Below are 21,104 nucleotides of genomic sequence, written 5' to 3' on the forward strand. Positions count from 1 at the left end.
GCGACCACCGTGGAAGGCGTGAGGATCGCAATCGTCGCCGAATCATTCCTGCCATTGATGAACGGGGTAACCCACTCCATCCTGCGGGTGCTGGAGCATCTGCAAGAGCGCGGGGATGAGGTGATGGTGATCGCGCCGTCGACGTCGGACACTGATGTTTCGAGCGTCGAGAAGGGTGCGTATGTGCACCGGCTTCCTTCGGTGCCGCTGGCCGGCTACACGAATGTGCGGGTTGCGTTGGGTGGTGTGAATCGGGTCAAGCGAATCCTTGCCGATTTCTCCCCCGATGTTGTTCATCTCGCCTCCCCGTTCGTCCTCGGCTGGCGCGCCGTGCAGGCCGCCCACCAACTCGGCATCCCGACCGTGGCGATCTACCAAACCGAGGTTCCCAGCTACGCCGCCCGCTATGGCGTGCCGTTCCTGGAGAACTGGGCCTGGAACCGCGTGGACAACATCCATCTCCTGGCCACCCGAACCCTTGTGCCCTCCACGTTCGCGCTGAACCAGTTGCGCGGGCGAGGCATCCTGCGTGTGGACATGTGGCGTCGCGGCGTGGATACCGCGCGCTTCAACCCCGCCAAACGCTCGACGGCGTGGCGCAGCTCAGTAGCGCCCGACGGTCACCGGATCATCGGCTACGTCGGCCGGCTCGCCGTGGAGAAACAGGTTGAAGATCTTGCCGTGCTGGCTGATCTACCCAACACGAAGCTGGTGATTGTAGGTGATGGCCCGCAGCGTGCGGCGCTGGAAGCTCAGCTGCCAGACGCTGTATTCACGGGTTTCCTCGGCGGGGATGCACTGGCTGAGGCGGTCGCGGGTTTTGACCTCTTTGTTCATCCCGGCGAGTTCGAGACCTTCTGCCAGACCATCCAGGAGGCCATGGCATCGGGCGTTCCAGTGGTCGCTACCGGACGCGGCGGGCCCTTGGACTTGGTCGAAAACTCCCGCACCGGCTGGCTGTACGAGCCCGGAAACCTCACCCAACTCAGGGCATACGTCCAGGACCTGATGGGCGACGACGCCAAGCGCCGCGCGTTCGCGACGGCAGCAACCGCCTCGGTCCAGGGGCGGACGTGGCCTGTGCTCAGCGCCGATCTGGTCCGGCACTACACCGAAGTCATCGCCTCCTTCTCCCGCGAAAACAGGCCCACAGAACTCACCTCAAGCAAAGGACCCTCCTCATGAAGATTTCCGTGATCGGCTGCGGCTACCTCGGCGCAGTCCATGCAGCAACGCTCGCTTCGATGGGCCACAGTGTGGTGGGCATCGACGTCGACTCCTCCAAGGTTGAACAGCTCAACAAAGCTGTGGCGCCATTCCATGAACCGGGTTTAGACGAGCTCCTTCAGGACGGGCGCACCACTGGCCGCCTCGTGTTCACCACCGATTTCTCCACCGCCGCCGAGGCCCAGGTGCACTTCCTCTGTGTGGGTACACCGCAGTCCAAGACCTCTGACACAGCCGATCTCTCCTACTTGATGGGCGCCACGAAGAGCCTCCTGCCGCACCTGGCGAAGGGCGCCGCCGTCGTGGGTAAATCGACGGTGCCGGTAGGCACGGTGGAAACGCTCCGCACGATACTGGCCCGGCGCTCCGATGTGCTGCTCGGCTGGAACCCCGAGTTCCTGCGCCAGGGCACTGCGGTCAAGGATTCGCTGGTTCCCGATCGTCTGGTTTACGGCGTCCCGGGCGGCAAGGGTGCCGCTGCCGGCGCGCCGGTCACCGCCGTGCTTGATGCCGTGTACGAACCGCTGATCAGCGCCGGTATTCCGCGGCTCGTCTGCAATTTCGCGACGGCGGAACTGATCAAGTCGGCGTCCAATGCGTTCCTGGCCACCAAGGTCAGCTTCATCAACGCGATGGCCGAGCTGTGCGACGCGTCGGGCGCTGACGTGAGCGAGCTCAGCGAGGCGATGGGCCTGGACCCGCGCATCGGCAACCGATACCTGCACGCCGGGCTCGGGTTCGGTGGCGGCTGCCTGCCGAAGGACATCCGGTCGTTCCGTGCGCAGGCCCGCGAGCTGTCGGTGCCGTCCGTGGATGAGTGGATGGCCCTGGTTGATTCGGTGAACCTGGACCAGCGTTCCCGCGCCGTGGAAGTGGCCCGCGAGATGTGCCGCGGCTTCCTCTCCGGCCGCACGGTGACCATTCTGGGCGCAGCGTTCAAGCCCGACACCGACGACATCCGCGACTCCCCTGCCCTGGACGTCGCCCAGCAACTCGCTGCCGCGGGCGCCCACGTCACCGTCACGGACCCCAAAGCCATCAACAACGCCTGGATCCGCTACCCGCAAATCCGCTTCGAGGCCGACACAAAACGCGCCCTCGAAGGCGCCGAACTGGTGCTGCTGCTAACGGAGTGGGACGAATACGTCTCGCTGTCACCTTCCGTTGTGGGAGGCCTAGTACGACGCCGGATGGTGCTGGACGCTCGAAACGTCCTGGACGCTGACGCCTGGCGGAGTGCCGGGTGGACGGTCCGCGGGTTGGGGACGGGGGCGTCGGTTACTGCCGGGGAGCGGGGCGAGGGTGCCGCTGCGACGCGTGTCGGCGGGAAGAAGCACGCGCGGGCGTAGGGCCCGCTTTGCTTTACTTGGGGCATGGAAGAGTCTGGCAGGAAGGACCGTACCCTCCGGGTTGATGGTCTGGTCAACGCCCGGGATCTTGGCGGTTTGGAACGTGCAGACGGAACTCTGACGCCGCACGGGGTGTTTTTCCGGAGCGACAACGTGGACCGGATTAGCCCCGATGGCTGGGAGCAAGTCTACGAGGCGGGCATCCGAACCGTCGTCGATCTTCGGCAAGCTGGGGAACGTGAAAAGGACACCCGGAAACGTCCGGCCTGGCTCACCACGATCAACGTGGATCTCGACGGCCTTGAGAACACCGAGTTCTGGGCTGGCTACTGGGACAACGGTTTGGTGGGCACGGCACTGTATTTCCTGCCCCACCTCAATGAGATGCCCGAACGAGCCGGGGCTGCTATCTCAGCCATACTCAACGCACCGCCGGGCGGCGTCCTCTTTCATTGCATGGGTGGCAGGGACAGGACCGGAATTATTGCCATGATTCTGCTGTCGGCCGTGAACGCCGGCACCGAGGCAATCGTAGATGACTACCTCGAAACCGTCAGGCTCGGCGACGTCCGCGCTGCCAGCAGCAACAGAAACAATGCCGAATCCCTACTCAACGAACTCTGCGAGCGCCACGGGACCACCACCGAAGGAGCCTTCAGGACGGCTTTGGCCGGGTTGGACCTTCACGAATTCATCGAGGCCGCCGACCTCCCCGAGCGCGACCGCACCGCCCTAGCCACTTGGCGCGGCACCATTCTTCCGCTCGGTTGCTAGTCGCCGAGCCAGTTGACGCCAGATCAGCGGCTCCGTTCCGCTGATCGAAAGGCGAAGCTCGACGGCACGGGCCAATGGTCTTGTGGTCCCCCATCGTCAGGCGGACAATGTGTCCCACGGCAGACCTCCGAGTCTGTTCGATTCTCACCAAGGGGGCACCATGGGAGAGCTTGGCACGGACATCCCAGTGGGCGAGACACGTGATGTGAGCACTGAACTGGCCCGGCTGATGATCGAGCGGGCCGCCCCGGATGAATTGCTCACCTTCGACGAAGTCGCCGACGAGTATTACGCGGATCCTGAATCCACTCTGAACCCGGCTCAGAATGATGAGGCCGTTGGTTTCGGCCTGGAGCTGGCCTTGCTGGCACCTTTTGCCCTCGCCGTGGCCCAGTTCATCATCGGTTTCCTCGGTGACTTGCTCCGCGATGTGGCCAAGGACGCGGTGAAGGACGCCGCCAAACCCGCAGTGACGGGAGCCGTTCGCAGGGTGTTGCGGCTGGGTTCCCCACAGGATTCCACCAGCGCAGCGATCGAACTCACCGCGGAACAGCGCGACCGCGTCTTCGCCGCCGCAAAAGAGCAGTCCAAACGGCTTGGCCTCGACGAAACCAAGGCAGATCTGCTGGGAAACGCAATCCTCGGGGTCCTCAGCAGGTAGCTCTCCAACCCTTAGAAGGCGGTCAGCATGGACCAGAAGCCGTTGGCGCCAGCAGTTGATCGTCGCCGGGTTAACGTACTCGCCCTCCCCGCACCCACCACTGGCCTGTATGTTCTCTTCATTGCTGCGCTTCTGGCGGTCGGCTTGTTTGTGGGCTCATGGATGCACAACGTGGTCCTTGGAAGGGAATGGGTCCAGGAGTTGGGTAAGTGTTTGGCCCTGGATTTCGCCCAGCAACAGCAATGCACGGCGCCGCTGGAGATCAGGCGGGGTCTGTGGTCTCTGGCCGGAGCGGGGGTCATGGCAGTGTTTGCCGTAGCCGTCATGTTTGTTGTTCCACTAGTGATTCGACGGCGGCGTGCCCTGCAGGTGCCCGCGCCAAAACACAGCGCCGTGGTGGATCGTTTCGGCCAATTGGCGTCCGAGGCCGGCCTGCGTCGTGTACCGAAGCTATTCATCGGTCCGGCACGAATGGGAGATGCTTTCTCCTTCGGCAGGCCCGGCTCAACGGCGGTTGCCCTGCCGCCAAAAATTGTCGGTCTTCTTGTACGGCCCGGACCGGCCGACGGCGTCGTTCTCCATGAGTTCGCGCATATCCGTCACCGCGACGTTGAATTGGCGTGGCTGGCTCGGAGCTCGTGGTACGTGACTCTGGTGGCGCTTCTCGTTCCCGTCGCCGGCGCCATATGGGAAGGGCCTTCGCTGCTTCCGTACTACCTCTGGCGTGCGGTCCTCCTGGCTGTAGTGGTGGAGACTGTGACAGCTGCGCTGCTCAGGTCACGTGAGCATGATGCCGACCTGCGGGCCGCGCAGGGCTCATACGGGAAGGTCAGCGCCAGTTTGGGACTTCTCGGTCCCGGCACTCCCGCCACGTGGATACGGCGCCTGCGCATGCGCCACCCGACACGCGAAGCGAGGTTCGCTGTCCTCAATGCTCCGAGTAAAGCCGCCACCAGCGACTTCCTCCGCTCGCTGAGCGGCGGTGCCCTCGCCGGGATTCTTGGTCCCTTGGTGGTGGGAACCGCCACCGCCCTGCTGACGGGATCCGGCGTCGTATTGGGTGGCATCTGGGCTTCAGCGGTGGTGACGGGATCGCTCCTCGGTTTTACCGTCGGGCTTGATCTTTGGCGATCACGGTTCGCGGTTGCGTTAGCGGGCGCTTATCCGGCGGAATCCCCTCATTCGGCCCGGGGTGCGGGGGTTCCACTGTCGGGGCACGGGTTGCCGGGTGTCTTCAGGGTTGCCGTCGGTGTTGCCGTGGGCCTGGCGCTGGGGCAAGTCCTGTCGTTCGCGGGAATAGGGCAGGACGTTTCAGCACCGGTGGATCCCATGACGTTGGTCGCTCCCATGATCGCCGGGCTCGGAACAGTGTTCATCTGCGCAGGTTTCGCCAGCAGAGGTCTCCCGCTGGCAGTCCTGGCCAGGCGTCCCCGGCATTTCTGGCTGCCTGTGGCGTTGCTCAGCACCGCAACTTTTGTGGTCACCACCTGGATGGCCGACAGCTTGGATCTTGCCCTCACAAACTTCGGATGGTTGGGCGCCGCATTGTGGATCCAGTACGGCTATGACGAGTGGCCGGGAATCGGCGTTGCCCTGGTGCTGGGCATCACAGCCATCATCGCGGCTTGTTATGGGCAGTTCTTCCGTGCACGTGAAGCCCGTGACTGGATGTACTTTGACGACAACAAGGACGACGGCGGCCTTGACTCCCAGCGTCGCCCTCACCTTAAGGCTCCCGGCAGTTCGTTCTGGTTGCCTTTGATCCTGGGCTTGGTGGCAGGCATCGCAGGGAGCATATTCCTCGTGTCGCAGCTCTTGCGGATCAGTCCCATCAGGACCGCGGAAGCCGCCTCCCAAGCCGATTTCCTCTGGGTAAGCACCACGGTGCTGTGCTGGGCTTCCGTGTCAGCCGTGCTCTGCCTGGTAAATCCCGCTACTGGTCCTGCCACTACTTTCATCGCGGGACCTCTGACGCTGGCGCTCTGTGCCATGGGTGTTGCTGTCTTTTGGTTGGCCAGCACGGATTCAGTGCCGTGGGACGTGCTGCTGAGCATCTGGGCACCGGCCATGGCGCGGGGGTTCGCCATCTCCCTCATTGTCGTCAGCGTCACCGTCACTCTTCGCCTCGCGGTGCAGGCGGTGATCGGCTTGGTGGTGAACCGGGCGAACAGGACGCCGCGGGCAGCTGAGCCACGCGGCCGGGCGGCCACCACCTAGGCGCTCCCCGTCACCACCTATTTCTTCCGCACCAACACCTAATTTCTCCACTGACGGCACCTAGTTGCCCGGATTTGCCACCTAGTGCCGTGAAACGGGCCATAGTCTCCTCTTGTGCCTCCGAAGCGGGAGTCCCGGTGTCCGGCGGGAGCCCCACCCGCTTTGGCGTAGGAGGCACTACGGCACGGCTCCACCCGTCTACCCCCAGGTGGAGTCGTGCCCAAGCCAGAGACGCCGCGAGTCGTCACAGGAGTAAACGAGAACGATTATTGATAATCTCGAACGTGCCTGCCGCCAAGGAAAGCCGTTCATGAAACCCGCCACCAGCTCCACCCAGACACCCCTCCAGACCGGGGGACGGCCAGCCAGGCCCAACCCGAAGCTCCTGCTCTCCAGCCAGCTGATTTTCAACATCGGGTTCTACTCTGTGGTGCCGTTCATTGCCCTTACCATGGCCAACGACTTCGCCATGAGCGCGGTGGCCATCGGCGTCGTTCTGGGAGCACGGACGTTCGCGCAGCAAGGGATGTTCCTGGTGGGCGGCGCCATCTCCGATCGCTGGGGCGCCCGCTACACCATGGTCGCCGGGTGCATCGTCCGGGTCAGTGGCTATTTGCTGTTGGCGGCGGCCGACAATTTCAGTCTCTTCCTCGCGGGTGCGATCGTCACCGGCGTCGGTGGCGCGTTGTTCTCGCCCGCACTCGAAAGCCTGGTCGCCGCAGCCGAGGAACGACGCGAACCGTCCGGGAAACACCGGCCAACCCTCTTCGCTTCGCTGGTCATCGTCGGCGAATTCGGCGCCGTGGCTGGCCCACTGCTCGGCAGCCTGCTCATGGGTTTCGGCTTCGAAGTCTCCCTCTACGTCGCCTCGGCCATCTTCGCGGTCATGGCTTTCGTCTTCTGGCGCTTCCTGCCAAGCGCCGACCACAGCGGACAGCCAACTGACGCAGCAGTCCCCAAACACCAGCTCCTGGCCTGCCTGCGCGACAAGCGCTTTGTGGCGTTCGCCTGCTTCTTCAGTGTCAGCCTGCTGGCGCACAATCAGTTGTACTTCGGCCTCCCGGTGGAGCTGCGACGCAGCGGTCTCGACGCCGGCACACTCGGCTTGGTTTTCGCGTACGCCTCGTTGTTGACAGTCACACTGCAGTGGCCCGTCGCCAAGCTCATGCGCCGATTCGGCGAGCGCAACGCCCTGACTTTAGGCCTCAGTCTGAAAGCCGCAGGATTCACCGCCGTCGCAATCCTTGCTACTCAGCCACCCATCGCCTCGCTGCCGGTTCTGCCGGCACTGGCACTCGTCACAGGCCTGTGCCTGGGGAACATGTGCGCGACTCCCACGGCAATGCGGCTCGTGCTGGACTTCGCCGGCGGCCGACCCACCGGCGCCTACTACGGACTCCTCGCCAGTTGCGGGGGTGCCATGGTGCTGATCGGCAACACGGCCATGGCGCCGTTATACGAGTTTGCTGACCAGACGTCGACGGCGGCCGCCTCGCCGTGGCTGTTCACTGGCGTTATCGCTGTGGTGTCGGCTGTTGCAATCCGCCGATTCTTGCCGGTTCCCGCCCGCTCAGCCGCCTAGCGGCTGACCCGCAGACGGATCACCCTGTAAGCGATACCAACAACGAACATCAGCACACCCAGCCCGGCGGACAACGGCGGCAGCGTCGCGACCAGAACAATGCACGCAACTGCGCCGGCCACCTGCAGGAACTTCGGGTAGCGACGATCCTCGCTCGGCTGGGTGAAGGCAGCGACGTTCGCCACCAAGTAATAGAGCAGCACACCGAATGACGAGAAGCCGATGGCCCCGCGAAGATCGGCCACGGCAATGATCAGGCAGATCACCACGGCAAGAGTTACCTCGGCCCTATGAGGCACCTTGTATTTCGGGTGCACGGCAGAGAGCCAGTGCGGGAGGTCGTGTTCGCGGGCCATCGCCAGGCTCGTGCGGCCGAGTCCTGCAACCAGAGCCAACAGGGCACCCAGCGAGGCGACGGCGGCCCCCAGACGAACAAGAGGCGACGCCCACGCCAAGGTTCCTGCGCCCACTGCTTCAGCCAGCGGTGTGGGCGTGGCAGCCACACCTTCCGGGCCGAGTGCCGCGAGCAGTGTCACCGCAATAACGGCGTAGATGAGAATCGTGATGCCTAAGGCGATGCCGATCGCTCGGGGAATAGTGCGCTTGGGCTCACGGACTTCCTCGCCCATGGTCGCGATCCTCGCATACCCGGCGAACGCGAAGAACAACAACCCGGCGGACTGCAGGATCCCGTACCAGCCCTCCGCCAGTAGCCCCTCCCCCGCAAAGTCGCCAAAGTCGACGCCGGACCCACCCCACACTGCGGTGACAGCAATGGCCAGGGCCGCCAGCACCGCGATCACCAAGACACGGGTCAGCCCAGCTGTCCGGGTAACCCCGTGATAGTTCACAGCTGTCAGAAGTACGACGGCGGCAATCGCCACCGGACGTTCCCACCCTTGCGGTGCGGCATAGGCCGCGAACGTCATTGCCATGGCAGCCGCGCTGGCGGTCTTGCCAATGATGAAACCCCAGCCGGCAAGGAACCCGGCCCACGGTCCCAGGCGTTCCCGTCCGTAGATATAGGTACCGCCGGAGGTCGGGTATCTGGCAGCGAGTTGGGCAGACGACGTGGCGTTGCAGAAGGCTACGAATGCGGCCACTACCAAGCCGATCAGCAGTCCGGACCCCGCGGCGGCAGCGGCCGGGGTGAAAGCTGCGAACACCCCAGCGCCGATCATGGAACCCAAGCCGATAAGCGAAGCATCGAACGTGCCGAGTCGGCGGGCCAAAGCCGGGGAGTTGTTCACTGACACCCTTAACGCTGAGGGGCCGGGCTCAGGGCGTGGCGTCGGAGACCGGCGTTGGGAGAATTGGTTTCAGCTTATCCCGGCTCCTCGCGGTGGAAGTGAATTCCCGACGAGCATGAAGAGTCCGTTGCGGGACGTAGCGCCTGTCTTGCGCAGCGCGTTGGAGATGTGGTTTTCCACTGTCCTGGCACTGATGCCCAGGTGCTCCGCGATCTCCACGTTGGTGCGATGGCCCGCCAGGACGGCAACCTCGATCTCCCGCTCAGTCAGTGGCGTGGTCCTGAACGAGTTGAAGGAGAGTTGCTCATTGGCTGACGGGAACCGGACCGCGAACATGGACGAGGCCTGGGCCATGGCGTCGGCTGCGGCAGTATTCCCCTCGATGACGTGCCTCTTCAGTGCACCCCGGAGAAGCATCCCCACCTGGTAGGTGTCGATGTCCGGTTCGTAGTGCTTCAGCAGCAGACCAAGGAGCTGGTGGTCTCCTTCAACCACGGCGGTAGCAATGCCGATGAGTTGATCGTGAACCGTAATGCCACTGTCCCGCAGGATCTTCTGCAGCAGGTCCAGAACCGGACGTCCCGGGTTCAGACACGTGCAGAGGAGCGCCGTCATCATGGCTTCCAGCACGTAGCCGCTCTTCAGCTGGCGCCTGACGAGCTTGGCGGCCTTGCGGTCGAACGTTGAAGGTTGCGCGCTGTCGTGCGCAATCAGTTCGTAGGCTCCCTTTCCAATTCCCGGCAAAGGGCCGACGTCGGGTACTTCTGTCCGCGCCTGCGCGGCAATCGAGAGGGCCGGTGGTGTGGCGGTGGTTGCGTGGCGGAGCCCCGCGAGGCGCAGCATCGCGTCGTAGAGGGCGTCCACCACGAAGCCTGGCCGGCCCATGGCGAAGACACTGCTCATGAGGTACTCCGCTTCCTCAAAGTGCCCGCGATACAGCAGCCCGTGGGCAGCGACGTAGCTGCTGGTGACCACCCCGAACTGGTCCAGGTTCTTGCGTGCTTCGGCCCGCCAGTCCAAGGCGAAGACGAGGGATTCCTCGATGCGTCCGGCAGCGAACAGCGCGAACCCGCGGATGAAAGGACGTAGGTGGGAGAAGGTGTCGTCATCGTTCTGGCCGTCGACGGCGTCGTAGGCCGCCGCTGGCCTGAAGCGGTAGAGCTCCAACAGCCCGTGGACCAAGCTGCCCATCCCTGATGGCTTGCCTTCAAGCACGCCTGTTGACGCGTCCAAAGGGACCCTTCCGTGGGAGGCACTCAGGAAGGTGATCGCGTGGGCGGCTTCCGCGGCATGGTCCGGGTTGTCGTCTGCGAACTTTTGGAGGATGTCGACGGCGGCACCTGGGCCTTGCCCGGTGTGGACCGCGAGCATGGCGCGGGTAATGGTGACAAACAGGACGTCCTTGGGGTCGGCGTCGGACGTTGTTGTTTCACTGCAGACGCGGGCTGCCCGTTGGACATCCACGGGAGCACCCCAATAGATCCGAAGCAGGGAGGCAGCGTTGGCGGCTGACTTGTTGGCTTCCCATCGCTCGAAACGGATACGTTCACGATCGGAACTGTGGTCGTGGAAGTGGCGGGCGGTGACGGCGTCGCCGTCGCCCTTTTCCAGACGCAGCGTAGCCAAAACCCGGACGAGGCAGTCTGCCGTTGTTTGGTTTTCCTGTTCCGCGCGCGGCGCGGCCTCCAGAACGCCGGCGATCTTTCGTCGCAGCAGTTTCCGGTCCCTAAGGTTCTTGTTGCCGCGGAAGTAGTCAGCGATGACGGGTGGGCTGATGGCGGCGATGGAGCCGTTGTGGTGATCGTCCATGACGGAGAGGAATCCCCTGCGTTCGAGACCTTCCAGGGCGTCGGGCTCGATGACCTTCTGCAGGACGTCCACACGAGCGGTGCCGAGGATTGCCATGGTGTGCAGCGCCGTGAACTCATCGGCGCTGAGCTCCGCCAGGAGCGACTCAAGTGTCCCCCGCAGGTGCTCGTTCCAGAGGGTGTTGGTGCTCATCCCCCACTGCTTATCCTTCATGACCAAGAGGTTGCTCAGGGAAGCGGTCTCGGCAATCCGCACAATGAGTCGGGGGTTACCGGCGGACTTGGTGAGTATCCGGGCTGTGGTGTCTGCGTCCGCTGGGGCACCGAGGACTTGGGCGATCAGCATGTGAACCTGCTCGTAGTGGAGCGGGTCCAGCTGCAGGTGTGCCTCGCGGCCATTGTTGAGGATGGCCAGCTGGCCTTTGGAGAATGCCCAGGTCTCGGGCGCCGTGGCCACCATAGGGCAGGTGGATCGGCGCCGAACCGCCTCCAGGACTGCCAGTGATTCGCTGTCAACGAGGTGAAGGTCGTCGACGACGAGCAGGTGCTTCCCGTTGGTGGCCAGTTGGCTGGTCAGCACGTCCGCGATGTCGAAGACGCCGCTGCGGCCGGGCCGCAAGTCCAGCCCCAGTCCTTTGATGGCCGCGAAGGGGAGGGTGCGGTGCGTGCGCAGTCCGGTGATGAAGTGAACGGCTACTCCGGTCTTTTCCAGATTGCTCATCACACTGCGGACCACGGACGTTTTGCCGCTCCCCGGAGCACCGACGACCCGCACTCCGATTCCGCGTGCGACAAAGTCGAGGATTCGCTGAACCTCAGAATCGAACACTCGACCCAACCTTCTGTTTCTGTGGATGCCCGACATGCGGCTCACTTCGCAGGCTAGATCGAGAAATCGGGACTAGGTGGCAAAACGGCCTTGCACAGGCCAATTTGGGTCCATCTAGGTGGTGATTTGGGCAAATATAGGTGGTGGCGGGACTCGTCTAGGTGGTGGGGCTGTTCGGAAATCAGGTGATCCATGGGATGCTCCCTCAGCTCTGTGGGTGGATTATCTCCAACGCTACGGAGGGCTGAGCGAGAGTTACATGGGTGTAATTCGCTATGTGGATATGTGTTCGATCGAGGTTTATTGGATTAGTAAGTATGTTCCCTTCGGACGCGCAAGCGAGTCTCAGCCTGTTTTAGCATGGGCTTGCTACACCCCCAGTGGGACGCACCCGGCGCTGCTGCAAGGCCGGGATCACCTGCACGTGGGCAAACAAAAGCAGGGCCGGTCAATGACCGGCCCTGCTTCTTTGTTATCCGAAGACTAGATAGCCTGGATGTTTACTGCCTGGGGACCCTTGGGGCCCTGCTCGACGTCGAAGGAAACCTTCTGGTTCTCTTCGAGGGAGCGGTAGCCCGAGGAGTTGATCGCAGAGTAGTGAGCGAAAACGTCCTGGCTGCCATCTTCAGGAGAGATGAAGCCGAAGCCCTTTTCGGAGTTGAACCATTTTACGGTACCTGTAGCCATTTTTTTCAGTCCTTACTGAAGGTGGAGATGCTCCCGACTTTCGGGTCTCCGGTGTGGGGTGTTCTCCACCGTTACTTCAGAAGGTCACGATCCAGAGGGACCGTGGGGACTGCCTGAACTACCAAATGCCAAACACAACAACACCATCAAGTCTACAGAGTTCTGAGCAGATAGCTAGTGCTGGGAAATATTTATCCATCGGATGTTTCTGGACGATCGATTTGAGGGGACGAGCGCGCAGCAAATTGGTCCCGGATCCCACTCCTGATCCGCCTACTCTGGAGGCATTGCCAAGCGTAAACTCCACCTCATGGGACCGACATCTGACACGGTCATCATCGGCGCGGGCCAAGCCGGCCTCACGACGAGCTACTGGCTGACGCAACTCGGCGTCGAGCATCAGATCCTGGAACGGCGCGATTCACTCGGCGGAGCATTCCAGGACCGCTGGGACGGCTTTTACATGAACACCCCGAACCTTGCGCTGGACCTCCCTGGGATGCCGTACGACGGCGACGACCGGGACGCGTTCATCGCCCGGGACGCAGCGGTGAACCTCTTCAGGCGGTACGCCGAGCTCATCGCCGCTCCAGTCCACACGGGCGTCGACGTCACCCGACTAGCCGCGGCACCGGATGGCGGCTTCCACCTTGAAACGTCGCTCGGGAGCCTGCGTGCACGAAGCGTTGTTCTGGCAACGGGCGCCTACCAAGTTCCCAAGATCCCAGCCTTGGCCGCCAAGCTCCCTGGCGGCGTGACCCAGCTCCACACCCATGATTACCGCAATCCGGAGCAGCTCCCAGACGGCGCAGTGCTGATCGTCGGAACGGGCCAGTCAGGTGGCCAGATCGCCGAGGAACTCCACGCCGCCGGCCGCGACATCCACCTCTCAGTCTCACTCGTCCCCGAAGCGCCCCGCCGATACCGAGGCCAAGACCTCATCTATTGGATGCTCGAAACCGGCAAACACGGCCCCGACTACGGCGTCAACGCCCTCACCAACGAGGCGCTCCCCTCCCCCGCGCTGCGCTTCGCGCCCAACCCGCTGCTCTCGGGTACCGACGGCGGCCACAGCATCCACCTCCGCGAACTCGCCCGCCGCGGCATGCACCTTCACGGCCACCTGGAAACAATCGACGACGGCGACATCACCTTCAGCGATGACCTCCCTGAGCGGCTGGGCACAGTTGAGTCGATCTTCGCGCAACGCTCGGGAAAGGCAATTGATGCTTACATCGCGGCGGCAGGGATCGATGCCCCGAAGCAGCCTCCCCCGCCGCCAGATAGTTGGCTCCCCCTCGATCAGGTTGAGCTGAACCTCGTCGATTCGGACATCACGTCCGTTTTGTGGGCAACCGGCTTCAAGCTCGACTTCCGCTTCGTCGACCTACCGCTGGTCGATGAGTGGGGCTACCCACGTCATTCGCAAGGCGTTACTGAGATCCCCGGCCTTTATGTCGTCGGATTGCCGTGGCTAACCCGGCACTACTCAGCGATCGTTGGCGGGGTTGGGCTGGACGCGGAGTACGTAGCAGGACGGGTTGCCGGGGACTGAGCGTCGCGCCTTGAGCAGACTAGGCCCGGTCACGCATCTTTTCCGCGCCCTGTCGTCTCTCAAGAATCACCCAAGCAACCGTCGTCGGGGCCCCGATAAGCACGAGCAGCGTCATAGTCCAGAAGCCGTCGATTACTTTTGTGAACTGCAGAGTCAAAACGGTCAGCAGCAGGACTGTTGCCGCAATATTCAGAACTCGGATCTTACGTGCAGTAGTCATTTTCAAAATCGTCCCCCTACGACGTTGTCCAAGAAGCCTAACGCCTCGAGTAAGTGAGCCATGAGAACGCTCTGCCCCTCCACGGAATCCGGGCGATGGGACCTGGCGGACATCAAACTGTCGTAGATCTGCCTTAGCCTGTTGAATCAGGAGAGGCGCACACAGCGCACAGATACTGACAGCAGGGATCAAGTGGACTTCTACGCCATCAACTCCCTCCGGGAGAACCACGCAGGTTGGGCACTGGTTCGCGCTCAAAACGCGCCACTGGCTCTGCACTTCTTCATGTCCGCCTTTACCGATCCCAACACGCGCAATGTGGGCCGCCAGCGGTTGATCGATACCTTGGATGACGTCCTTTTCGGTGTTCGGGATTCCCAGGGGGAAGACAAGTTCCCGCGCAGCGCGTCGGAGTACCTGGATGACTGGGCAGCTCCGGAACGCGCCTGGCTTCGCAAGTATTACGTACCGGGCGAGGACGAACCGCACTATGACCTCACCGCGGCGGCTGAGGACGTGGTGCGCTGGGTCGAAAGCCTGAGGGGCCGTGAGTTTGTGGCAACCCAGTCGCGGCTGACCAGCATTTTCACCGTCCTCAAAACGTTGGTTCAACAGTCGGAGACAGACCCCGATGTCCGGCTGACTGAACTCCAAAAACAACGGGACACGATCGACGCAGAGATGCAACAGATCCGCGACGGCAATGTCAAGGTCATGAGCGCTCCGGAAGCTCTGGACCACTTCCAGCAGCTAACGGCTTTAGCTAAGGATCTGCTCTCCGACTTCCGAGAGGTAGAACAGAACTTCAGGAGACTGGACCGCCAAGTGCGCGAACAGATCGCCACGTGGGACGGCAGCCAAGGCGAGCTGCTGGACACCATCTTCGCCAACCAGCAGGACATCGGCAGCTCCCTGCAGGGCCGCACATTCCAAGGCTTTTGGGACTACCTCATGTCCCCTCAGTTGAGAAACGAGCTCAACGATCTTCTGCAGCGGGCAACTCAGATCGATGCCTTGGCCCGCGTCGATAACCTGCACACCATCACCAACCTGCACCAGGACTGGCTGCCGGCTGTCGAGCAGACGCAGGGCACCGTTCGGCAGCTATCGCAGCAGATGCGCCGGCTTCTGGATGACAAGGTCTTCCTGGAGAACAAACGCATCATGCAACTGATCCGAGGCGTCGAGACGAGCGCTCTCGACTCACGCGACCAGCCGCCGTCGGGCATTTTCATGGAAATCGACGCCCCAACAGTGGACATCGCATTGCCGTTCGAGCGGCCTCTCTATGAGCCGGGTGGCAGGGTATCGGTGATGGACCAGGTATCCGCCGCTGATGATGGGAATGTGGATGCGAGCGCCCTGTTCAGTCAGTTCCATGTGGACAGCGCGCGCCTGAGGTCCAACATCGATTCCGTCCTGGAGGACGCTGACCAAGCGAGCCTCGCGGACGTTACGGACGCATACCCGTTGACGCAAGGGCTCGCAGAGCTCGTGGCGTATTACCAGGTGGCGGCAGAGTCGGACTGGGCCACCATCAACCAGGACATTACCCAGAACCTCTCGTGGGAGACGCCGGACGGTGCCATCCGCGAAGCGACCATTGAGCAGATCATTTTTGTGAGGCCAGCATGAGCATCCCAGTCGAAACGAATACGCCTGACGAACTTCCCATGGTGGTTACCAAGCTTTTCAAGGGCGTGGTGTACGCGGAAAGTGACGAGAAGATTTGGCAGTCGCTGCTCACGCTGACCCCTCAAGTGAGGGATTATGTGCAGGTTTTGGGGCTCAACCTAACCTTGGACGAGTCCGAAGGCTATGCGTTCCTGAGGTCTCAGGACGATCCCGATGGCACCCTCCCCCGGCTGATTCCACGCCGCCAACTCACCTTTGATGTGAGCCTAATGCTTGCCCTCCTTCGGAAGCGCCTCCTGGAGTTCGATACCAACAGCAGCGAACTCCGCCTCATCATGACCGAGGACGAACTAAGGGACATGGTCTCGGTCTTTCTTCCGGATTCCAGCAACGAGGCCCGCATTCTGGACCGGCTGGGCGCCAACATCAAGAAGGTGGTGGAGCTCGGCTTCCTCAGGAAGCTTCGCGGCGAGGCTGCAAGCTATGAAGTGGCGCGTATCTTGAAGGCGTATGTCGATGCCCAGTGGTTGGAAGAGTTCGACGCGCGGCTGGCTGACTATCGTGACTCTCTCACCGGAAGCAAGTGACCATGACCACTGAACTTCAAGACAGCCACTTCAGCTTGGACGAGCTAGCTGAGGCACAAGCGGACGACGACGGCCTGCCGCCCGGTTTCCGACTCCAGCGTTTGGAGCTGCTCAATTGGGGCACGTTCCATGGCGGTGTGCGCACGTTCCGTTTGGATGGCGCTAACAGCTTGCTGACCGGTGATATCGGCTCAGGGAAGTCCACTGTGGTTGATGCGATTACCACCCTGTTGCTTCCCGCCAACAGGATCGAATACAACAAGGCAGCCGGCGCCCAGAAGCGCGAGCGGACACTGATGTCCTACGTTCGCGGGTATCACAAGAGCACCCGCAGCACAGGCGGCGAGTACTCGAAGCCTGTCGCGCTGCGCGCTCCCGGCACGCTGACGGTTGTCCTTGGAATTTTCCACAACGTGGACCTGGATAAGACCATCACGCTTGGTGTCACTCTCTGGACCATGCAGGAAGCCGGCACCCCTCCGCGTTTCTATTCTTTGGCCGAGAAAGAGCAATCCATCGCCGAGGATTTCTCCAACTTCGGGAAGGTCCTGCAAAGCTGAAGAAGAGGCTTAGGGCAGAAGGCGTAAAGGTGGAAGACTCCTTTGATCCCTACGCCGCAGCCTTTAAACGGAACTTTGGCATCAGTGGCAACCAGGCTATGGACCTGTTCCACCGCACTGTCTCTATGAAGCAGGTTGAGAACATCACCCACTTCGTCCGCGCCAATATGTTGGAGGACGATGACGTCGAGTCGAGGATCAAGAACCTCATCCACCACTTTGATGACCTGAAGAAGGCGCACGAAGCCGTGGTGCGGGCCAAAGACCAAATTGAGCTGTTGAAGCCGATCCGATCCGGGGCCGCCACACACCGGAACCTCAGCACTGAGGAAAGTCAGACCCGCGAACATCGGGATCAGTTGCATCCGTGGTTCACCGATCAGCAGCTCAGGCTCAGCCTGGAACACCAAGGCGAGCTGGAGCGGACCGGACAGAAACTCCGGGAAGACAGCACGCACTTGGCTTCGGACATCGCCCGTCTTCGCCACGAGCTTGCAACCATACAAGAGGACATTCGCACCAACGGTGGCGGCAGGCTGTCGGCCATTGATGCTGAGGTGGCCCAGCTTGATGAGGCAGCCCGAACCCAACGCAACCGTTTTGAGCAGTACTCAGCCGCCGTCGTCGAGCTTGGTTTGAATGTACCCGAGGACCGGGTGCTGTTTGACTCGAACCGGGCCCGGCTGTCGGACGTGGAAGGGAACCTCTCGGCCAAGGCGGCGGAGCTTCAGGACCGTCGGACGGACTTGGACGCGGAGCTGCGGCAGTTTGCGGGTCGCAGGGACGACATCGACGCCGAGCTGCTGAGCCTGAGCTCGCGGCCAACCCTGCTGGAGCGTCGCGAGTTGGAGCTGCGCGCGCGGATCTGCCAGGGCACCGGCATCCCTGAGTCTGCACTCCCCTATGCGGCTGAACTGCTGCGCGTCCGCGATGGCGAGGCCGAATGGGAAGGGGCAGCGGAGCGGACGCTCAAATCATTCGCGCTGTCCCTGTTGGTGTCTGCAGAGCACTACGCGGCGGTGAGTTCGTGGGTGGACGCGAATGACCTTAAGGGCAGGCTGGTGTACCGGAAGGTCGGGGATTCCTATTCGTCACGCCCACCTTCAGCCGGGACGCTCGGTGCCAAGATCGCGATCAAGCAGGGGACGCCGTTCCGGGACTTCCTGCTGGATGAGCTCAGCTCTCGCTTTGATTACGTCTGCTGCGACACCATGGAGGACTTCCGCCGGTACCCGCAGGCGCTGACGGTCAACGGCCAGCTTAAGGGCCCGCGGGGTCGGCATGAGAAGGATGACCGGAGGGGCCTCACGGACCGCCGGTCCTTCGTTTTGGGCTGGGACAACCATGACAAGATTGTTCGATTCCGCGCCGAACGAGACGAAGTGGATGGCAAACACCGCAGCGTCAGCACGCAGCTGGCGAAGGTTGACGCGGCCCTCGATGATGTGGGGCGTTTGCGGCAACTGTTGGGCACCGTTAGTTCGGTGGCCGAGTTTTCGGAGATCAGCTGGCAGGTCACTGCCCGGAGGATCCAGGAACTCAAAGAGGAGAAGACGGAACTCCAGTCCGCGAGCAGTGTGTTGCAGCAGCTGACGGCCAAAGAGTCTGTCCTCGTCGCGAGCATCGGCAAGTTGCACGATAAGTCGGACAGGGTGCACGAACGCATCGGGGCCAATGGCAAGGACTCCCGGGACATCGCGGTATCGATCGAAGAATGCCGGGCGACTCTCCAGGAACAGCCGCTAACGCACGACGCCGACGTGCTGGCTGCCGTAAGCCGGCTCACCGCCGAGTCGCTCGGGGAAAAGGAACTGACGTATCGGAACACGGTGTCCATGGAAAGCTCGGTTCGTTCTGGCTTGACGTCGAGGATTGATGCGCTGACCAAGCGGATAGCGACCGCCGCCGCGTCAACCATCGGGCTCATGGCCAACTTCCGCAACAACTACCGGAATGAGACCACGGAAATTGATGCGACCATGGAAGCTGCGGACGAGTTCAACCGTCTTCTGGAGCAGCTTGAGCGCGATGACTTGCCCAGGTTCGAGGCGCGGTTCAAGGACTCGTTGACACAGAACACCATTCACGAGGTGGTGGCGTTCAACGCGTTCCTGGATGGCCGACGCCAGAATATTGTGAGCAGGATCGGCGAGATCAACCAGTCCTTGGCGGAGATCGAATACAACCCCGGGCGGCACATCCAGCTGGAACACCAGAACACTACGGACCAGGATGTGCGGGAGTTCGGCGTGGAGCTGCGGGCCTGCTCCGAAGGAACCATTGTTGACGACGAGCAGTACTCGGAGCAGAAATACCTGCAGGTTGAGCGGCTGATCGAGCGCTTCCGGGGCCGCGAAGGGCTGACCACCATAGATGAGCGCTGGACGTCCAAGGTCACGGACGTGCGGAACTGGTTCAATTTCTCGGCCTCGGAACGCTGGACGGAGACCGGTGAGGAGTTTGAGCACTTTACCGATTCCGGCGGCAAATCCGGTGGCCAAAAGGAGAAGCTCGCGTACACCATTCTGGCCGCTGCCTTGGCGTTCCAGTTTGGGCTGGGTACTGCGCGCGGCGGCTCGCGGGCTGGTTCCGGCAAGAGGCGAAGCTTCCGCTTTGTGGTGATCGATGAAGCGTTCGGTCGCGGCTCAGACGAATCTGCACGGTATGGGATGGAGCTGTTCCAGCGGATGAAGCTTCAATTGCTGATCGTCACGCCCTTGCAGAAGATCAACGTCATCGAGCCTTTTGTGGCACACGTGGGCTTTGTAGCGAACACCAACGGCAATGACTCCCAGTTGCGCAACATGACCATCACCGAGTATCGCGAGGAACGGGAGAAGCGTGCGGGGTAAGTCTGCTGCTGGCTGGACGTCCCTGGGTGTGCTTCGCTCTTTGTCAGCGACGGCGTGGGACCGTGGCCAGGTGATGCGCGAGGCTCTGGAACCATCCGGGGTTTATCCGCGGCGACGGGTCTTGAAGCGGCCTTCCGCGACCGAGCTTCGGGATGATTACGCGGCTGCCCGCGAATGGGCGGCCGAACTGTTCGCCGCCGCTGGGCCGTACAGCTTGGAGACGGTCGACGTTGGCCGCACCACGATCGGTTCCAATCAGCTTCCCGCTGTGGCCGTGTTCGCGTCGGCTGCCGATGAAGCGGCCTTTGTGGGAAAAGGACGGGAGCTGGCGCGGTTCCTGGTTTTGGCTGGTTCCCTGGCTGAGCTTGACCCTTCGCTGCGGGAGTGGGCTGCGCGGCGGCCGAAACCCCTCATTGAGCTGGGGGACGCCGCGCTGACGGCTGCGCGTGTGGCGTTGTGGCTTAGGGGGCATCCTTCTCCTGGCTTTTTCGTGCGACAGTTGAGCATTCCTGGCGTGCACACGAAGTTCATCGAGACCCACCGGAGAACCATTGATGAGATGGTGGCTGTGCTGGTGGGGTCGCAGGCAGCTGGTCCTTTGGATGATCTGGCAGAAGTGCCGATTCCCGCGGATGCCGACGAGGGATTACTTGGTGCTCAAGCTGCCCGGACCCCGGCCGCACGTTTCGCCTCGCGTCATGGCTTCCTTCATCCGCCGGAGCAGGTACGTTTCCGAATGCTGGACCCTGTTATTCCCTTGCTCGGAGACGCCAGAGATTTGACCGTTGCGGCTTCGGCCTTTCGATCCCTCCAGCTGCCCGTCAGGCGAGCGATCATCACCGAGAACCTCGTGAACTTCCTCACCCTCCCGGAACGTGCCGGCACCGTGGCGATCTTCGGTAAGGGTTACGGCTTCTCAGCGCTCCGGGACGCCGCCTGGTTACGGGACTGCGAAGTCCTCTACTGGGGCGACCTGGACACGCACGGCTTCGGCATCCTTGATCAGCTCCGGTCAGTGCATCCGCAGGTGACGAGCGTGCTGATGGACGAGGCGACGCTGTTGGCACATCGCGAAGTTTGGGGCGTGGAATCCACGCCTTCCCGGGCGGTACTTGGCCGGCTCACTGCTGAGGAGGCCCGGGTGTACGAGGGCCTGCAGTCCGGCTCCTATGGGAATCGGGTGCGGCTGGAGCAGGAACTGATTGGGTGGGGGTGGGCAACGGAAAGGCTTGGGAGGTAGCGCCCCACAGATACCGTCCCAAACCAAGGAGGTAAACATCATGACCAAAAGAAACACCCAGCGACTGGAAC

At 62.4% G+C, this 21,104-nt stretch carries 16 protein-coding genes; 12 read left to right on the forward strand and 4 right to left on the reverse strand.

Annotated elements, in window-relative coordinates:
- Positions 1–18 precede the first annotated feature (18 nt).
- From WBN73_RS04515 to WBN73_RS04540, 6 genes are all read left to right on the forward strand, one after another.
- On the forward strand, positions 19–1,185 hold the full coding sequence (locus tag WBN73_RS04515) for a glycosyltransferase family 4 protein (protein ID WP_337339485.1): 1,167 nt from the start codon (positions 19–21) through the stop codon (positions 1,183–1,185).
- Positions 1,182–2,576, forward strand: coding sequence for a UDP-glucose dehydrogenase family protein (locus WBN73_RS04520; protein WP_337339484.1), 1,395 nt, complete (start codon positions 1,182–1,184; stop codon positions 2,574–2,576). The genes WBN73_RS04515 and WBN73_RS04520 overlap by 4 nt, the downstream gene beginning before the upstream one ends.
- Before the next feature lie 24 nt (positions 2,577–2,600).
- Positions 2,601–3,350 carry a tyrosine-protein phosphatase gene (locus WBN73_RS04525; RefSeq protein ID WP_337339483.1) on the forward strand — a complete coding sequence of 250 codons (750 nt, stop codon included), beginning with the start codon at positions 2,601–2,603 and terminating at the stop codon, positions 3,348–3,350.
- 160 nt (positions 3,351–3,510) lie between these two features.
- Positions 3,511–4,011: a hypothetical protein gene (locus WBN73_RS04530; RefSeq protein WP_337339482.1), complete on the forward strand. Its 501-nt coding sequence runs from the start codon at positions 3,511–3,513 to the stop codon at positions 4,009–4,011.
- 27 nt (positions 4,012–4,038) lie between these two features.
- Positions 4,039–6,228 (forward strand): M48 family metalloprotease, encoded by a 2,190-nt coding sequence (locus tag WBN73_RS04535; RefSeq protein ID WP_337339481.1) that lies wholly within the window; start codon positions 4,039–4,041, stop codon positions 6,226–6,228.
- Between the two features lie 310 nt (positions 6,229–6,538).
- Entirely contained in the window at positions 6,539–7,810 is a 1,272-nt protein-coding gene (locus WBN73_RS04540; RefSeq protein ID WP_337339480.1) for an MFS transporter, read from the forward strand.
- On the opposite strand, the gene WBN73_RS04545 is transcribed toward WBN73_RS04540, so the two are convergent.
- The 3 genes from WBN73_RS04545 to cspE all read right to left on the reverse strand — a co-directional run bounded on the left by WBN73_RS04545 (position 7,807) and on the right by cspE (position 12,384).
- Positions 7,807–9,060, reverse strand: a complete 1,254-nt coding sequence (locus tag WBN73_RS04545) for an APC family permease (protein ID WP_337339479.1) — start codon at positions 9,058–9,060, stop codon at positions 7,807–7,809. The two genes, WBN73_RS04540 and WBN73_RS04545, sit on opposite strands and share 4 nt — an antisense overlap.
- 69 nt (positions 9,061–9,129) lie before the next feature.
- Positions 9,130–11,697 (reverse strand): LuxR C-terminal-related transcriptional regulator, encoded by a 2,568-nt coding sequence (locus WBN73_RS04550; RefSeq protein ID WP_337339478.1) that lies wholly within the window; start codon positions 11,695–11,697, stop codon positions 9,130–9,132.
- 483 nt (positions 11,698–12,180) lie between these two features.
- Positions 12,181–12,384: a transcription antiterminator/RNA stability regulator CspE gene (cspE, locus tag WBN73_RS04555; RefSeq protein WP_011773907.1), complete on the reverse strand. Its 204-nt coding sequence runs from the start codon at positions 12,382–12,384 to the stop codon at positions 12,181–12,183.
- A gap of 310 nt (positions 12,385–12,694) precedes the next feature.
- Here cspE and WBN73_RS04560 point away from each other — a divergent pair, with 310 nt between their 5' ends.
- Positions 12,695–13,939, forward strand: a complete 1,245-nt coding sequence (locus tag WBN73_RS04560; RefSeq protein WP_337339477.1) for a flavin-containing monooxygenase — start codon at positions 12,695–12,697, stop codon at positions 13,937–13,939.
- A gap of 19 nt (positions 13,940–13,958) precedes the next feature.
- On the opposite strand, the gene WBN73_RS04565 is transcribed toward WBN73_RS04560, so the two are convergent.
- On the reverse strand, positions 13,959–14,159 hold the full coding sequence (locus WBN73_RS04565) for a hypothetical protein (RefSeq protein WP_337339476.1): 201 nt from the start codon (positions 14,157–14,159) through the stop codon (positions 13,959–13,961).
- Between the two features lie 141 nt (positions 14,160–14,300).
- On the opposite strand from WBN73_RS04565, the gene WBN73_RS04570 reads away from it, so the two are divergent.
- Genes WBN73_RS04570 through WBN73_RS04590 form a run of 5 tightly spaced genes read left to right on the forward strand, consistent with a single transcriptional unit; the run spans position 14,301 to position 21,033 of the window.
- Entirely contained in the window at positions 14,301–15,794 is a 1,494-nt protein-coding gene (locus tag WBN73_RS04570; RefSeq protein WP_337681301.1) for a DUF3375 domain-containing protein, read from the forward strand.
- Positions 15,791–16,381 (forward strand): DUF4194 domain-containing protein, encoded by a 591-nt coding sequence (locus tag WBN73_RS04575; RefSeq protein WP_337339474.1) that lies wholly within the window; start codon positions 15,791–15,793, stop codon positions 16,379–16,381. The genes WBN73_RS04570 and WBN73_RS04575 overlap by 4 nt, the downstream gene beginning before the upstream one ends.
- Before the next feature lie 2 nt (positions 16,382–16,383).
- Entirely contained in the window at positions 16,384–16,941 is a 558-nt protein-coding gene (locus WBN73_RS04580) for an ATP-binding protein (RefSeq protein ID WP_337339473.1), read from the forward strand.
- Positions 16,942–16,970: 29 nt separating this feature from the next.
- On the forward strand, positions 16,971–19,793 hold the full coding sequence (locus tag WBN73_RS04585; RefSeq protein ID WP_337339472.1) for an ATP-binding protein: 2,823 nt from the start codon (positions 16,971–16,973) through the stop codon (positions 19,791–19,793).
- On the forward strand, positions 19,783–21,033 hold the full coding sequence (locus tag WBN73_RS04590; protein ID WP_337339471.1) for a Wadjet anti-phage system protein JetD domain-containing protein: 1,251 nt from the start codon (positions 19,783–19,785) through the stop codon (positions 21,031–21,033). The genes WBN73_RS04585 and WBN73_RS04590 overlap by 11 nt, the downstream gene beginning before the upstream one ends.
- Positions 21,034–21,104: the final 71 nt, after the last annotated feature.

The sequence above is a fragment of the Paenarthrobacter sp. CCNWLY172 genome (assembly GCF_037402035.1).
In the GTDB taxonomy this organism is placed as follows: Bacteria; Actinomycetota; Actinomycetes; order Actinomycetales; family Micrococcaceae; genus Arthrobacter.

What these genes read in the sequence shown, in the direction of transcription:
- WBN73_RS04565 (WP_337339476.1), bottom strand. Translation starts at nt 14,159, where the DNA reads ATGACTACTGCACGTAAGATCCGAGTTCTGAATATTGCGGCAACAGTC.
- WBN73_RS04525 (WP_337339483.1), top strand. Translation starts at nt 2,601, where the DNA reads ATGGAAGAGTCTGGCAGGAAGGACCGTACCCTCCGGGTTGATGGTCTG.
- cspE (WP_011773907.1), bottom strand. Translation starts at nt 12,384, where the DNA reads ATGGCTACAGGTACCGTAAAATGGTTCAACTCCGAAAAGGGCTTCGGC.
- WBN73_RS04520 (WP_337339484.1), top strand. Translation starts at nt 1,182, where the DNA reads ATGAAGATTTCCGTGATCGGCTGCGGCTACCTCGGCGCAGTCCATGCA.
- WBN73_RS04560 (WP_337339477.1), top strand. Translation starts at nt 12,695, where the DNA reads ATGGGACCGACATCTGACACGGTCATCATCGGCGCGGGCCAAGCCGGC.
- WBN73_RS04540 (WP_337339480.1), top strand. Translation starts at nt 6,539, where the DNA reads ATGAAACCCGCCACCAGCTCCACCCAGACACCCCTCCAGACCGGGGGA.
- WBN73_RS04530 (WP_337339482.1), top strand. Translation starts at nt 3,511, where the DNA reads ATGGGAGAGCTTGGCACGGACATCCCAGTGGGCGAGACACGTGATGTG.
- WBN73_RS04535 (WP_337339481.1), top strand. Translation starts at nt 4,039, where the DNA reads ATGGACCAGAAGCCGTTGGCGCCAGCAGTTGATCGTCGCCGGGTTAAC.
- WBN73_RS04575 (WP_337339474.1), top strand. Translation starts at nt 15,791, where the DNA reads ATGAGCATCCCAGTCGAAACGAATACGCCTGACGAACTTCCCATGGTG.
- WBN73_RS04580 (WP_337339473.1), top strand. Translation starts at nt 16,384, where the DNA reads ATGACCACTGAACTTCAAGACAGCCACTTCAGCTTGGACGAGCTAGCT.